The following is a 15210-nucleotide window of genomic DNA, read 5'->3' as shown; positions in this document are numbered from 1 at the left end:
CGCGGGAAGATCATTCCGGATCAGTCTTCGCCAAACTGCGCCCTGGGGTCATGGGTCCCTGCGTTCGCAGGGACGACGGCGGATGTTGGGCCCGACCTTACCCTACGGCCCGTACAGCACGAGTTCCGTGTCCGTGAGGTCGCCGAGCTGCGGCCGGTGCGGGCCCTTGAAATATTTACGACCGCGCCGCTCGGTGTAGATGCCGGCGAGGCCGGGTATCGGGCCATTGGAGTCGATCGCCACCGAGATCTTGCCAAGTCGCAGCAGCAGCCGGCCGATGCGGCCTGCGCAGGCGGCGTATTCGGCGGCGCTGCGGCAATAGATCAGCTTCATCGCCGGCGGTGCGATGAAGCCGCGGCGGATGCGCACCGGCTGCAGGACGAAGGGGAACGTTCCCTTCGGCGTGCGGCAGACCAGGCTGAGGCAATTGTAGCGGGCATGCCGCGTGAGGAGCTGCGTCTCGTCGTCGGTCAGCCCCTCGATCGCCTTGGCGTGCTGCGAGATGACCTCGATCTTGCTCCAGCGCGGAGGGCGCGCGAGTGCAGGCACGGAGAAGAAGATGCCGTGGCAATAGGCACGAAAGCCCTGCGTCTCGATGATCGGCCAGGTCCACGGCGCCGGGCTGATGTTGAGATAGGTGACATCCTTGTGCCGCTGCGCGATCTTGGTCAGCAGCGGGGCGTAGTTGCGGTAGGCCGGATCGACATACCAGCTCGACAAATTGCACTGGATGGCGGCCTCTTCGCCGTGCTTTCGCGCCGTGTAGATCAGCAGCAGCACGCCGACGGGCGCGCCGTCATTGTCGAGCATGTAGCCGAAGCGCGGATAGCCCTCCGGCACGGGCCGGAAGGCCTGTCGGCGCAGCCCCTGAATCCAGTAATTGCGCGAGCGGCCGACGAAGCCGCGCGTCAGCAGGTCCGCGACCGCATCGACGTCGGCCTCGGTGATCTCGCGGCATCGGACCTTGGTGTGGATCACGCTCGTTTTACCCGTGGAAATGGGAGGCCTCGTTCGCTCTATCGTTTCAGCATGATCTTTCGGAAAACCGCCCCGCAGTTTTCCGGATCACGCTCTAGCGCCAGCCTTCACCATGGGCATCGGCCGTGGCTAACGGCTGCATGCCCATGATCTCCCGCACCTTGGCGGGCCAGGCGGCGAGATCGGTGCCGTGGGTGTGGAACATGGCGACGGCCAGGCGGTCCATGCCGAAGGCGACGCAGCCGGTGTGGGCCGGTTCGCCATTGGCGTCCTGGATGCCCCAGGTCGTGCCAAAATGTTCGCGGTGATAGTTGAAGCTCATGCAGGCGGTCGGCTGATCCTCCGAGCGGAGCGGGATCAGGAGCTCGAACTTGAGCTGCTGCTGCTTCTGGCTCACTGCCTTGATCTGACCGACGCGGCCGAAGAAGGGGTCGCTGGCATAGTCGACGCGGAAGGTCAGGCCGAGGTCGCGGGCAATCGCCTGCGCGCGCACCATCCAGCGCTCGCGGAAATCGGCGACGTCGTCGGGGCTGCCGATGCAGACATATTCGCGCATCCGGAACGATTGCAGCCGGTCGAGATGTTTCGACGGCTCGCGGCGGAAGCAGTCGGCGGCGACGTCGAAGCGCAGGCCGCCCTTCGGCAAAGGTCCGCGGCTCGCCGCGATCGGATAGACCGGGTAGCACGCGGCGGGCGACAGCACGAGGTCGGCCGGCGAGAGCGATGAAGTCCAGTCGCCGCCGGCGTCGAAGCGGCTCACCGCCGCGTTGATCTCGCGTTCGGTGCCGTGCAGGCCGCAGACGCAGCCGAGCAGGTTCGGAAAACTCTTGAGATAGCCGGATTTCTCGAGCTGGGCCCGGCTCATCACCGGCGGAAAGCGCATGACCTCGGTGCCGGCCTCGCGATCGCTCGTGATCAGCGCGGCGAGACGCTCGACGACGCCCTCATAGAGCGCGGTGCGGGCGTAGACGCCGTCCGAGCCCATGGGGTGGAACAGCTTGTCGGCGAGATGATCGAGCGGATCTGCGATTTGCGGCGCGGTCTCGGGCGAGTTGGGGAGAACAGCAATGTTCATGTTCGACTTCCTGCTATCTGAAATTGTTCTTTTTGGCCGAAAGGCACGTCAGTCGCGAAGGCTTTCTAGTCCCGAAGGCTTGCCGGAATGCCGCTCATCAGCGTCGACGTGGCGGCGTTGGCGAGAATGCGGTCGTTGTTGATCATGATCGGTGAGGACAGCACGTCGCGCAGGTGGCGGCCCATGGTGAACTCGCCGTCGTTGCGGTAGCCGGAGAGGCCCGCGGTGCGCATCGCATGCATCACGGTCTCGACCGCGAGCTCGGAGGCCTGCACCTTCAACAGCGTGATCGAAGACTGGAAATCGAGCGAGCTCAGCGCGCGCTCGTCATGTTCGGCGCGGGCAAAGGTGTCGACATTGGCTGCGATCAGCGCGCGCAGCTTGGCCAGCGACATCTTCGCGGCCGTGAAATGCGCCGCGGCCGGCGGCATCTGGCCGCCCGAGGTGCGGGCCGCCTTGCGAACGAAAGCCTGCGCACGGGTCACGGCCGCAGCCGCGATGCCGGCCCAGGCCGAGGACCAGCACAGATGCGCGAACGGCGTCATGGTCTGGGCATGGATCTTGTCATAGGATTCCGGGAAGATGCGGTCGGCCGGGCAATCGACCTTCAGCTCGAAGCCGGTCGAGCAGGTGCCGCGCATGCCGAGCGTCTCCCAGCCCTGCGTCTGCTTCAGCGAATAATCGTCCTTGGCGAGCGCCAGCAGAACCTGGTCGGAGGCGGCGGCCTCGGTGGCGCGGCGGGCGATGGTGACGAGGCCGTCGGCCTCCGCACCGTAGGAGATCACGGTGGCGTCGCGCATCAGCGAGACTGCGTCGCCGGCGTGGTCGACTGCCGCGGCGCTAGCGCGGATGTTGCCGCCGTTCTGGCCTTCGGTGGTGGAGGAGGCGAGCAGCCACTGGTCGCGGGCGACCCGGCGCATCATCGTTTCCATCCAGGGGATGCCGTGGCCGTGCCTGATGACACAGGCGACCTTGGTCGTGTGCATCGCATAGATCATCGCGGTCGAGGCGCAGGCGCGCCCGAGCGTGTAGCAGATGTCGGTGACGTCGTAGATCGAAGCGCCAAGGCCGCCGAACTCGACCGGGATCATGACGCCGAGCAGTTTCTGCTCACGCGCGACCTCGAAAGCCTTGTGGGGGAAGCGGGCGTCGCGATCGACCCCGTCCGCGTCGGCCGCCGCCGCAGTGGCGGTCCGGGTGGCGCGTTCGATGAGGGAGGGGCCGTGTTCGAGAAAGCTCGTTTGCGTTTCGTCGACAGTGAGGACTGCTTCACGCACGTTCATACTCGTCCGCCTCCGGTTTGCCGTTCAGGATCGCCGGCATCATTCGCGATGCCGTGCAAGCGATCCTCCGACCATTTTGCTTGTGAGACGAGGCTACGGATTTAATTCAAATTCGTCGATGAAATAGAGGGTAAACAAACCGCAATTCCCAACGAACAGTTAAGTTCGGGTTGTTTGCATCGCCGACAATTCCGTGATCGCGTTAGGGATCTGGAAGAACCCGGAATTCCAGACAATCTGAGTCATCGTTTACTAAGAAAGGCGAAGTAATGGTGGCGCCCATTGTGGGATCGGCCCGTCGCGCCCATCGTAGCCGGCAACCGGTCCGACCGTTGAATAGACAGATGGGAATTTACCGATGCAGGCCTTCGATACCGACGTGCGCGATCGCGTCATCAAGCTGGTGAAGGGCATCCTCGAGCAGAACTCGCTCACCGCGGACATCACGCCACAGGCGAGGCTCGTCGATGCGGGCCTGACCTCGATGGACATGGTCAATCTGATGCTCGGCGTCGAAGCCGAGTTCGACTTCACCATCCCGCAGTCCGAGATCACGCCCGAGAACTTCCAGTCGGTCGAGACGCTGGAGCGGATGGTCGCGAACCAGCTGCAGCTGGCCGCGGCGGCTTAATTAGACGTACCTATCTCTCCCCGGGTCGTCCCTGCGAACGCAGGGACCCATACCGCGGAATCTATCGATCGTTGAGGGTCGCAGTACAGAACGACGAACCCTCGCCAAACTGCGCCCTGTGGCTATGGGTCCCTGCTTTCGCGGGGACGACATCGAGTGTGAGGCGAGCACTCCACGCCCCTCACAGCACCGGCATCGCCCCACCACCCCCGTTTCAAAATCGCCGCAAAACTGGCATAGCTTAACCATGTCGCACATAGCTGACAGGGTGGAGCAGGCATGACGCAGGCGGTATTGGGCATCATTGGTGGCTCCGGCATCTACGATCTGCCGGGTCTCGAGGGTGCGCGCGAAGAAGTGATCAAGAGCCCCTGGGGCGAGCCGTCGGCCCCTCTGCGGCGCGGCTCGATTGCCGGCCTGCCGATCGTGTTCCTGCCGCGGCACGACAAGGGTCACCGGCTGTCGCCCTCCGACATCAACTATCGCGCCAACATCGATGTTCTGAAGCGGGCCGGCGTCACCGACCTGATCTCGCTCTCGGCCTGCGGCTCGTTCAGGGAGGAGCTGCCACCCGGCACCTTCGTTCTCGTCGACCAGTTCGTCGATCGCACCCACAAGCGCGAGAGCTCGTTCTTCGGTCGGGGCTGTGTCGCGCATGTGTCGATGGCGCATCCGGTCTCGCCGCGGCTTCGTATCCATCTTGGGGCGGCAGCCGAAGCCGAGGGCATCGCGTTTGCGCGCGGCGGCACCTATGTCTGCATGGAGGGGCCGCAATTCTCCACCTATGCGGAAAGCATGACCTACAAGACATCGGGCTATTCCGTGATCGGCATGACCAACATGCCCGAGGCAAAGCTCGCGCGTGAGGCCGAGATCTGCTACGCCACGGTCGCGATGGTGACGGATTTCGACTGCTGGCATCCCGACCACGACGCCGTCACCGTCCAGGACATCATCCGCGTGCTGACCTCGAACGCCGACAAGGCGAAGGCGCTGGTGGCGCGGCTCGCGACGGATTTTCCGCGCGAGCACGAGCCGTGCCCGATCGGTTCGGACCGCGCGCTCGACACCGCGTTGATCACGGCGCCCGAGGCGCGCGATCCCGAGCTCTTGAAGAAGCTCGATGCGGTGGCCGGGCGCATCCTGCGGGCGTGATACGAAAGGCAGAATGCCATGAAGGTTGACGGCAAGCATTTTCGCAGCATCTGGCGCGAGCGCGATGGCTGGTCGGTCGGCGCGATCGACCAGCGCCGGCTGCCGCATGAGTTCGTCATCGCTAAGCTGACTTCTTGCGAAGACGCTGCGGTCGCCATTCGCGACATGCTGGTGCGCGGCGCGCCGCTGATCGGTGCAACCGCGGCCTACGGCATGGCGCTCGCCATGCGCGAGGACTCATCAGACGCCGGCCTCAAGCGCGCCTATGACACGCTGGTCGTGGCGCGGCCGACCGCGATCAATCTGAAATGGGCGCTCGACGAGATGCGCACGGCGCTCGCGCCGGTCGATCCGGTTGAACGGGCGGAGGCGGCCTATGCGCGCGCCGACGAGATCGTCGAGCAGGACGTCGAGATCAACCGCGGCATCGCCGGCAACGGCTTGAAGCTGATCGAGGCGATCGTCGCAAAGAAGAAGCCGGGCGAGACCGTCAACGTGCTGACCCATTGCAATGCCGGCTGGCTCGCCACCGTCGACTGGGGCACCGCAACGGCGCCGATCTATCTGGCGCATGAGCGTGGCATCAAGATCCATGTCTGGGTCGACGAGACCCGTCCGCGCAACCAGGGCGCCTCGCTCACGGCCTGGGAGCTCGGCCATCACGGCGTGCCGCACACGGTGATCCCCGACAACACCGGCGGACACCTGATGCAGCACGGCATGGTCGACCTCGCCATCGTCGGCACCGACCGCGTCGCCGCCAATGGCGATGTCTGCAACAAGATCGGCACATATTTGAAGGCGCTTGCCGCGCACGACAACGGCGTGCCGTTCTATGTCGCATTGCCGTCGCCGACGATCGATTTCGCCGTTGATGACGGCATCCGCGACATTCCGATCGAGCAGCGCAGCGGCACGGAGGTGACCGACATGACCGGCCGCACCGCCGACGGCCGGCTGGAGACGGTGCGCATCGTGCCGGAGGGCTCGCCGGTCGCGAATTACGCGTTCGACGTGACGCCGGCGCGGTTGGTCACTGGTCTCATCACGGAGCGCGGTGTGCTGAAGCCGGATAGAGCATCGCTGGCGGCCGCCTTTCCGGAGCGGATCGCCGCCGCGGCGGAGTAGTCAGTCTGCCAGGCGAGATGGCTCTACGCCGTCATTGCGAGCGCAGCGAAGCAATCCAGAATCCCTGCGCGGAAAGACTCTGGATTGCTTCGTCGCTTCGCTCCTCGCAATGACAGGCTAGACTAGCGCAGCTTCAGCCCCGTCGCCGCCTCGAGCTCGGCGATGGCCTGGGCCCCGCTGGCTACCTTGATCGTCGTCATGCCCATCTCGCGCGCGGGTTTTAGATTGACGCCGAGATCGTCGAGATAGACGCAATTCTTCGGATCGACCCTCAGCGTCTCGACCATCATCCTGTAGATGCGCGGGTCGGGCTTGCGCAGGCCGATCTTGGCGGATTCGATGACGTGGTCGAACAGAACCATCACCTCGGCGATGTAGAGTGAGCGCCCGGTCATGCTGCCGATCGCGTTGGCAGGCAGATTGTTGGTGATACAGCCGGTCTTGAATTGCGCCTTGATGCGCTTGAGAGCTTCGACCATCTCGGGACGCAGATCGCCCTGAAGCAGCGGCAGCACGTCGCGGCCGCGCACCTCCGCGCCGAGCGCGCGCGATTCTTCCGCGAAGAGCTTGTCGAAGGTGTCGATGTCGACCTCGGCTCGCTCGAACTTGGCCCAGGCGTTTTCCAGATGATTGGCGGCGTTGGTGCGCCGGATGATGTCGACGGGCAGACCGCGCTCGGTCTCGTACCGCGCGAACGCCTCGAACGGCGAGCTCGTCAGCACGCCGCCAAAATCAAAGATCACAGCCTCGATCGTCAAGATCCCGCCCTCGTCAATTCCTTCCCAAGAGCGCTAGCATGCGCTATCGGCAAGGGCCAGTCCGAAGCAATCCCGCCGTCACCGATGCTGACGCCAAAGCGTGTTCCCATGAAGAAGCTTGCAACCCTCATCGCAGCCGCGCTGCTGCTCGCTACGCCCGCACACGCCATCGTCGGCGGCGGCACGCCGCAGGCCGATGGTGTCGCGCGCGCGGTCGTCACCATCGTCGGCTCGCGTGGCAATTTCTGCACCGGCAGCCTGATCGCTCCGAAGGTCGTGCTGACGGTTGCCCACTGTGTGCAGCCCGGCGCGGACTACAAGATCGTCGATCGCGGCGCTGACGGTGCGCCGCAATTGCTGAATGTGCGTACCGTCGCGATCCATCCGAACTTCAACATGCAGGCAATGCAGGCGCATCGCGCCACCGCGGACGTGGCATTGTTGCAACTGGAAATTCCACTCAAGGGAAAATCGACGGTGTCGGTCGGTGCGCCGACCATTCCAATCCAGGTTGGCAGCCGCTTCGTCATCGCCGGTATCGGCGTCACCGTCCGTGGCGACGGCAAGAGCGGCGGCGCGACGCGCGTTGCCGGGCTCGTGGCCACGGGCCAGCCCGGCACGTTCCAGATCCGGCTGGTCGATCCCGTAACCAACGGTGTTCGCGACGGAATTGGCGCCTGCACCGGCGATTCCGGCGGTCCGGTGTTCGAGGACAAGCCGAACGGTCCGGTGCTTGTCGGCGTCATCAGCTGGTCCACGGGACCGAACGGCGCCGCCGGCTGCGGCGGATTGACCGGCGTCACGCCGCTCACCCTCTATCGCGACTGGATTTTGCAGACCGCGCGGAGCTGGGGTGCGGCGTTATAGTTTGACCGCGAATTGATCTGTGTCATTTTGAAGTGGAAGCGCGATGGGCGACCATGCCCGTCGCGGAGGAAACGCGCCGTCCGGTCAAGGGCGGCCACAAAAACAAGCAAGGCACAGAAGCAACAATGAATGTCGCTGTCCGCAGTCACGCCACAACCAAGCAGGCCTCTGAACATTTCGACGTGCTGATCGTCGGTGCCGGCATCTCCGGCATCGGCAGCGCCTATCACATCGAAAAGCAGCTTCCCGGCACGAGCTACGTCATCCTGGAAACGCAGGCGACGTTCGGCGGCACCTGGAGCACGCATCGCTATCCCGGCATTCGCTCGGACAGCGATCTCCATACCTTCGGTTATAGCTTCAAGCCCTGGGTCGGCCCGCCGATCGCGACCGCCGAGGAAATCCTCACCTACATGAACGAGGTGATCGAAGACAACGATATCGCCCCGCACATCCGCTACAAGCACCAGATCAATTCCGCGAGCTGGTCGAGCGAGCAAAATCTCTGGACCATCGAGGCGACGACGACCGACACCGGCGAGGCGAAAACGTTCACCGCCAACTTCCTCTGGATGTGCCAGGGCTATTATCGCCATTCCGAAGGCTACACGCCGGAATGGAAGGGCATGGACCGCTTCAAGGGCCGCATCGTCCATCCGCAGAGCTGGCCCGACGATATCGACCTCGCGAACAAGAAGGTCGTCGTGATCGGCTCGGGCGCGACCGCGGCGACGCTGGTGCCGAACATCGCCGACGCCTGCGCGCATGTCACCATGCTGCAGCGCTCGCCGACCTATTTCCGGCTCGGCCGCAACGCCATCGAGATCGCCGAGGAGCTGCGCCGGCTTCAGGTCGACGAGGAATGGATCCACGAGATCGTCCGCCGCAAAATATTGTTCGAGCAGGATGCTTTCACAAAGCTCTGCATTGCCAAGCCGGAGCAGGTGAAGAAGGATCTGATCGACCAGATCCGCGCGGTTCTCGGGCCGGACTACGACGTCGAAACGCATTTCACGCCGACCTACCGGCCGTGGCGGCAGCGTATCGCCTTTGTGCCCGATGCCGATCTGTTCAAGGGCATCGCCAGCGGCAAGGCCTCCGTCGTCACCGACGAGATCGAATGTTTCGTCGAGAACGGCATCCAGCTCAAGTCCGGCAAGCTGCTGGAAGCCGACGTCGTCGTCACCGCAACCGGCTTCAATCTTGCGGCGCTCGGTGACATCGCCTTCGAGATCGACGGCAAGCCGCTCGCCTTCGGCGACACCGTGACCTATCGCGGCATGATGTTCACGGGCGTGCCGAACATGGTCTGGGTGTTCGGCTATTTCCGTGCGAGCTGGACGCTGCGCGTCGACGTCGTCGCCGATTTCGTCTGCCGGCTGCTCGGCCACATGAAGGCCAAGGGCACGAAGAAGGTCGAAGTCAGGCTGCGCGCTGAAGACCACAACATGCCGATCCTGCCCTGGATCGATCCGGAAAACTTCAACCCCGGCTACATCATGCGCAACATGGACCTGCTCCCCAAGCGCGGCGACAAGCCGGAATGGCAGCACAGCCAGGATTACTGGACCGAGAAGGACGAGATCCCGAAGACGGATCTGGATGACGGGGCGTTTGTTTACGGGTGAGTGATTGTTCGTGTGAGGGGCGGTAGCGATTGCCACGCACACGGCTGTCGTCCCGGGGCGCGAAGCGAGCCCGGGACCCATACTCCCAGGCAGTGGTTCTAGGGCGAACCGCTCACTCCGAGTCTTCGCCAAACTTCTCCCTGTGGTTATGGATCCCGGATCTGCGCTTCGCTTGTCCGGGACGACACTGTTTGTTGGGCGAACTGCGTCTCAACTCATTTGCAGTGCTGCTACGAATTCCTTCGCGTTGCATTCGTTGCAATCGCCGCCGCCGCGGTCCGGTTCTCCACGCCGAGCTTGGCGTAGATCTGCTCCAGGTGCTTGTCGACGGTGCGCGGGCTCAAGCCCAGGATCTGCGCGATGTCGCGGTTGGTCTTGCCCTTGCTGAGCCAGGCCAGCACCTCGCCCTCGCGGGTGGTGAGGCCGAGCTCGCTGGTGAATTCGGGCGGCAGCGCCGTGCCGGACTCCTTGGACAGCCGCAGCAGGAACTCGTTCGGCGCGGTTTCGCCCATGTAGTAGAGCCGCAGTTGCGGATTGTCGGGCAGGGGAGCCGCCTGCGACTTCGAGCTGCCCTTGTCCTTCGCCTGCTCCAGCCATTGCAGGAGTGATGGCGGCAGGACGAAGTCGTCGGCCTGCGCGCCATGATGATCGGCCAGCAGTTTTTGCGCCTGCGGGGTGGCCCAGAGGATGTGGCCCTGGCGGTTGACTGCGAACAGGAAGCGGCCGGAGACGTCGAGCGCGGCACGCGCGCTCTGAGTCAGGCGGGCATTGCCGAGATGGACGCGGATGCGCGCCAGCATCTCCTCGATCACAATCGGTTTTGTCACGTAGTCGACGCCGCCGGCCTCCAGCCCGCGCACGATGTGCTCGGTCTCTGCAAGGCCTGTCATGAAGATCACGGGCACGTTGGCAACGCCCGCGTCGCGCTTGAGGCGGCGGCAGGTCTCGAAACCGTCCATGCCGGGCATCACGGCGTCCAGCAGCACGATGTCGGGCGTGATCTGGTCGACGATGCGCATCGCGGCCGCGCCGTCGAGCGCCACCATCACCGTCATCCCGGCGCCGTCGAGCGCATCGGTGAGCAGCCGCAGCGTCTCCGGGGAGTCATCGACAACGAGCGCGACATCGCGCTTCCTCGACTCAATGCTCATGCGCATGCAACGTCTTCAATGTGGCCATGTACCGGTCGAGATCGAAGCGGTCGACGAGCGACCGCATTTCCGCAACGAAGTCGGCATGCTCGGGGTGCTCGCTGCCGATCTCGTCCAGCTTCAACTGGATGCCCTTGACGTAGCCGATCTGGCCCAGCCCCATCAGCGCCTCGATGTGCCGCACCGGTGGCCTTGATCCGCTCTCGAGCCGCCAGAACGGCACCGCGATCTGGTCCGAGCCGTACTGCCATTCGATCTTTAGGAGTTGGCGGATCGTCTCCAGCAGCCGCGGGATGTCGATTGGCTTCATCAAATAGCCGTCGTGGAAGGGCTGCGCCAGCGGCGTGCCGTGAGCCTCCAGAGCGCTCGCCGACACCATCAGGATGCGCGCCTGGTGATGGCCGCTCGTGCGCAAGGCCTCCGCGACGGCCCAGCCGTCCATGGCAGGCATCGAGATGTCGAGCAGGAACAGGTCGGGCCGGCAATGCTGCGCCAGCGCGAGGCATCCTGGCCCATCGGGTGCACTGAGCAGGATGAAGCCGAGCGGCGCCAGCACCTCGCGCAGGAGGTCGCGATGCACGGGGTCGTCGTCGGTGATGAGGATGGTCTTGCGTGCGCCCCGATAGCCGGAGACCGGCGCCTCCACCGGCGCGATGCGCAGCGGATTGGCGACTTCCGACAGCAGCATCTTGACCTTGAAGGTGCTGCCGGCGCCAACCGTGCTCAGGACCTTGATGTCGCCGCCCATGACGCCGGCGAGCAGCCGGCTGATGGTCAGGCCCAGCCCGGTGCCCGTCTGCGGCTGCGAGACGCCGAGCGCGCCACGCTCGAAGGGTGCAAAGATGCGTTCGAGGTCGTCGCCCTGGATGCCGGGGCCGGTGTCGATCACTTCGAACTCGGCAACGGGGCTGCGATAGTGCACGACGAACTGCACGCTGCCGGTCTGGGTGAACTTGATCGCGTTGGAGAGCAGATTGATCAGCACCTGACGCAGCCGCTTCTCGTCGGCGTAGACCACGACCGGCAAATGCGCGGGCCGCCTGAACACGAAGTCGATGCCCTTGGCGGCCGCCTGGAGACGGAACATGCCGACGAGCTGGTCGAGGAATTCGCTCAGCCGCACTTCGTCGCGCGACAGATACAGCCGCCCGGCCTCGATCTTGGAAATATCCAGAATGCCGTCGATCAGGCCGGAGAGGTGATCGGCGCTGCGACGGACGACGCGGACCTGGTCGCGCGGCTTGGTGTTGAGCGTCGCGTCCTGCTCCAGGAGCTGGGCATAGCCGCTGATCGCGTTCAGCGGTGAGCGCAGCTCGTGGCTCAGGCCCACCACGTAGCGGCTCTTGGCGAGGTTGGCGGATTCGGCGACCTCCTTGGCGCGCTGAAGCTCGGCGTCGGTGCGCTTGTGCGCGTCGATCTCCTGGATCAGCAGCGTCGTCTGCCGCCGCGTCTCGGCCTCGGCGGCGCGGCGGCTCTGCTGCGCCAGCACGAACAGCCAGGCCACCACGCCGATGATGATGCTGAGCGAGAAGAACACCTTCCAGAGCACGTTCGAGACGAGCAAATTCTCGCCGGGCACGCTCGCCGAGGTCTGGAGATAAATCAGTCCCAGCACCAGCGCGACGAGGCCGGCGGAGACCATGAACACGCCGATATAGTGGCCGAACTGCGAGTTGATCCGCCGGTAGATCGGTTCAGGAAGAATCCTGCCGAGCGCTTCGGCGAACTGCACCTGCGCGCGCGCATGCGGTTTGCAGAGGTCGTGGCAGCGTGCATCGAGCGAGCAGCACAGCGAGCAGATCGGGCCGGCGTAAGCGGGGCAGGACGTCATGTCCTCCGGCTCGAAACTGTGCTCGCAGATACAGCACTGGATCGACTCGATATTGGCCCAGCTCCGCTTCGGCTTGCGCGCGATGTAGTACTTTCCGTCGGTGAGCCAGGCGATAACAGGCGCGGTGACGAAGGCGACCGTGAGCGCGACGAAGGCGGCGAGCGCCTTCATGGTCGGACCGAACAGGCCGTAAAACGCCGCGATCGAGACGATGGTCGCGATCGTCATGGCGCCGACACCGACCGGATTGATGTCGTAGAGATGGGCGCGCTTGAACTCCATCTGCGGCGGGCGCAGGCCAAGCGGCTTGTTGACGACGAGATCGGCGACGAGCGCGCCGACCCAGGCGATCGCGACGTTGGAATAGAGCGCCAGCGTCTGCTCCAGCGCCTTGTAGACGCCGATCTCCATCAACAGCAGCGCCACCATCACGTTGAACACCAGCCAGACGACCCGGCCGGGATGGCTGTGCGTCAGACGCGAGAAGAAGTTCGACCAGGCGATCGAGCCGGCATAGGCGTTGGTGACGTTGATCTTGAGCTGCGACAGGATCACGAACATGCCGGTGAGCGCCAGCGCCAGATCCGGCTGCGACAGCACGTAGCGAAACGCTTCGAGATACATGTGCGCGGGCTCGGCCGCCAGCTCGCCCGAGAGGCCGTGGCTTAGCGCAAAGAAGGCGAGAAACGAGCCGAGCAACAATTTCAGTGCGCCGAAGATGATCCAGCCCGGTCCCGCGATCAGCAGGGCGATCCACCACGACGTTCGCGACGTGCGGCGGTCGCGCGGCAGAAACCGGAGGAAGTCGACCTGCTCGCCGATCTGCGCCACCAGCGAGAACACCACCGAGGATGCGACACCGAACAGCAGCAGATCGAAATGTCCGCTCGGGTCGCCATGCTCGCCGGCGAACTTGCGCCACTCCGTGAACGAGTAGGGGTTGGCCCAGGCGATCGCGGCAAAGGGCAGGATGTGCAGGATGATCCAGATCGGCTGCGTCCAGAGCTGGAAGCGGCTGATCAGCGTGATGCCGTAGGTCACGAGCGGAATGATCGCCACCGCGCTGATGAGGTAGCCGATCGGGCGCGGAATGCCGAAGCACATCTCGAGCGCCGTTGCCAGGATCACCGCCTCGATGGCGAAGAAGATGAAGGTGAAGGAGGCGTAGATCAACGAGGTGACGGTCGAGCCGATATAGCCGAAGCCGGCGCCGCGGGTGAGCAGGTCAATGTCGATGCCGCACTTGGCTGCGTAATAGGCAATCGGCACGCCGCAGAAGAAGATGATGATGGAGACGACGAGGATCGCGGCGCTGGCGTTGGTTACGCCGTAGTTCAGCGTGATGGTGCCGCCGATCGCTTCCAGCGCCAGGAAGGAGATGGCGCCGAGTGCAGTGTTGGCGACACGGGCGGCAGACCAGCGGCGCGCGCTCTTGGCGGTGAAGCGCAGCGCGTAGTCTTCCAGCGTCTGGTTGGCGACCCACTGGTTGTACTGGCGCCTGACGCGGTCTATTCGCTGCCGCCCTGCCACTCGTTACCCCACTCCCGATACGTCCCAGAGCCCTCGCAAATTCCGTACCAGAAGCCTACGTCGGTATTTTGCGGTGCAGTATACGCGATCTTGCGTATGCTTGCGCTGCACAAATTCGAGCCATCCTCACGGCACCAATCGCGTGTCCTCGAACAAAAGTGGGGTGCTCATGTCAGACGAAGCAAACAAGGGCCTGTTGTCGCCGCTCCGGCGCAAACTATTGATGGGAATGGCCGCCGTGCCGGCCATTACGATGCTGCCGCGGGCCTCTTTCGCGCAGGCTCCGGCGACCTCGGCGATCAACACGACGGGCCTGGCGGTCACCGACACCGAGGTGACGGTCGGCATCCTGCACTCGGCGACCGGCACCATGGCCATCTCCGAGACCGGCTCGATCGAGGCCGAAAAGCTCGCCATCGAGCAGATCAACGCCATGGGCGGCGTGCTCGGGCGCAAGATCAAGTTCATCCAGGAAGACGGCGCCAGCGATTGGCCGACCTTTGCGGAGAAGGCCAAGAAGCTGCTCGTCAACGACAAGGTCGCGGCGATCATGGGCTGCTGGACCTCGGCATCCCGCAAGGCGGTGCTGCCGGTCATGGAGCAGTACAACGGCATGCTCTATTACCCGACCTTCTATGAGGGCCTCGAGCAGTCCAAGAACGTGATCTACACCGGCCAGGAGGCCACCCAGCAGATTCTCGCCGGCCTGAACTGGATCGCCAAGGAAAAGGGCGCCAAGTCGTTCTTCTTCATCGGCTCCGACTACATCTGGCCGCGCACCTCGAACAAGATCGCACGCAAGCACGTCGAGAATGTGCTGAAGGGCAAGGTCGTCGGCGAGGAGTATTATCCGCTCGGCAACACCCAGTTCAACTCGGTCATCAACAAGATCAAGCTGACCAAGCCCGACGTGATCTTCACCGACGTCGTCGGCGGCTCGAACGTGGCGTTCTACAAGCAGCTCAAGGCCGCCGGCATCGACCTTTCGAAACAGGCGCTGCTGACGATCTCGGTGACCGAAGACGAAATCGACGGCATCGGCGGCGAGAACATCGCGGGCGCCTATGCCTGCATGAAGTACTTCCAGTCGCTCGATAATCCCAACAACAAGACCTTCGTGCCCGCGTTCAAGAAGATGTGGGGCGAAAAGACCGTGATCGGAGACGTCACCCAGGCTGCCTATCTCGGCCCGTGG

General features: G+C 64.2%; 12 protein-coding genes. 6 read left to right on the top strand and 6 right to left on the bottom strand.

Annotated features, from left to right (window positions below; translation table 11 throughout):
• Positions 1 to 102: 102 nt before the first annotated feature.
• From AC0L3X_RS44220 to AC0L3X_RS44210, 3 genes are all read right to left on the bottom strand, one after another.
• Positions 103 to 978, bottom strand: a complete 876-nt coding sequence (locus AC0L3X_RS44220; RefSeq protein WP_063980012.1) for a hypothetical protein — start codon at positions 976 to 978, stop codon at positions 103 to 105.
• A gap of 94 nt (positions 979 to 1072) precedes the next feature.
• Entirely contained in the window at positions 1073 to 2053 is a 981-nt protein-coding gene (locus tag AC0L3X_RS44215; RefSeq protein ID WP_063980011.1) for an amino acid--[acyl-carrier-protein] ligase, read from the bottom strand.
• A gap of 65 nt (positions 2054 to 2118) precedes the next feature.
• On the bottom strand, positions 2119 to 3336 hold the full coding sequence (locus tag AC0L3X_RS44210) for an acyl-CoA dehydrogenase family protein (protein ID WP_231143714.1): 1218 nt from the start codon (positions 3334 to 3336) through the stop codon (positions 2119 to 2121).
• Positions 3337 to 3694: 358 nt separating this feature from the next.
• Between AC0L3X_RS44210 and AC0L3X_RS44205 the strand changes: the two genes are divergently transcribed.
• The 3 genes from AC0L3X_RS44205 to mtnA all read left to right on the top strand — a co-directional run bounded on the left by AC0L3X_RS44205 (position 3695) and on the right by mtnA (position 6250).
• The gene (locus AC0L3X_RS44205; RefSeq protein ID WP_063980009.1) at positions 3695 to 3967 is read left to right on the top strand and encodes a phosphopantetheine-binding protein; all 273 of its coding nucleotides are present in this window, start codon (positions 3695 to 3697) and stop codon (positions 3965 to 3967) included.
• Between the two features lie 279 nt (positions 3968 to 4246).
• Positions 4247 to 5122 carry an S-methyl-5'-thioadenosine phosphorylase gene (locus AC0L3X_RS44200; protein WP_063980008.1) on the top strand — a complete coding sequence of 292 codons (876 nt, stop codon included), beginning with the start codon at positions 4247 to 4249 and terminating at the stop codon, positions 5120 to 5122.
• A gap of 18 nt (positions 5123 to 5140) precedes the next feature.
• Positions 5141 to 6250 (top strand): S-methyl-5-thioribose-1-phosphate isomerase, encoded by a 1110-nt coding sequence (mtnA, locus tag AC0L3X_RS44195; RefSeq protein WP_063980007.1) that lies wholly within the window; start codon positions 5141 to 5143, stop codon positions 6248 to 6250.
• A gap of 122 nt (positions 6251 to 6372) precedes the next feature.
• Here the strand turns inward: mtnA and AC0L3X_RS44190 are convergent, their stop codons facing one another.
• Positions 6373 to 7008, bottom strand: coding sequence for an HAD-IA family hydrolase (locus tag AC0L3X_RS44190; RefSeq protein ID WP_063980006.1), 636 nt, complete (start codon positions 7006 to 7008; stop codon positions 6373 to 6375).
• Positions 7009 to 7116: 108 nt separating this feature from the next.
• Between AC0L3X_RS44190 and AC0L3X_RS44185 the strand changes: the two genes are divergently transcribed.
• Positions 7117 to 7875: a S1 family peptidase gene (locus AC0L3X_RS44185; protein WP_063980005.1), complete on the top strand. Its 759-nt coding sequence runs from the start codon at positions 7117 to 7119 to the stop codon at positions 7873 to 7875.
• Between the two features lie 125 nt (positions 7876 to 8000).
• The gene (locus AC0L3X_RS44180) at positions 8001 to 9503 is read left to right on the top strand and encodes a flavin-containing monooxygenase (protein ID WP_063985944.1); all 1503 of its coding nucleotides are present in this window, start codon (positions 8001 to 8003) and stop codon (positions 9501 to 9503) included.
• Between the two features lie 230 nt (positions 9504 to 9733).
• Here AC0L3X_RS44180 and AC0L3X_RS44175 read toward each other — a convergent pair whose 3' ends face one another.
• Both AC0L3X_RS44175 and AC0L3X_RS44170 read right to left on the bottom strand, forming a co-directional pair.
• Entirely contained in the window at positions 9734 to 10660 is a 927-nt protein-coding gene (locus tag AC0L3X_RS44175) for a response regulator (protein ID WP_049812732.1), read from the bottom strand.
• Positions 10644 to 14015 carry a hybrid sensor histidine kinase/response regulator gene (locus tag AC0L3X_RS44170; protein WP_063980004.1) on the bottom strand — a complete coding sequence of 1124 codons (3372 nt, stop codon included), beginning with the start codon at positions 14013 to 14015 and terminating at the stop codon, positions 10644 to 10646. The genes AC0L3X_RS44175 and AC0L3X_RS44170 overlap by 17 nt, the downstream gene beginning before the upstream one ends.
• Positions 14016 to 14184: 169 nt before the next feature.
• Between AC0L3X_RS44170 and AC0L3X_RS44165 the strand changes: the two genes are divergently transcribed.
• A partial coding sequence (locus AC0L3X_RS44165; RefSeq protein WP_473317481.1) for a transporter substrate-binding protein occupies positions 14185 to 15210 on the top strand: 1026 nt, incomplete at its 3' end.

The sequence above is a fragment of the Bradyrhizobium sp. MI1.7 genome, from assembly GCF_055811795.1.
Note: the sequence above shows the minus strand (reverse complement) of the source record. Positions and strands in the feature narration are given on the sequence as shown.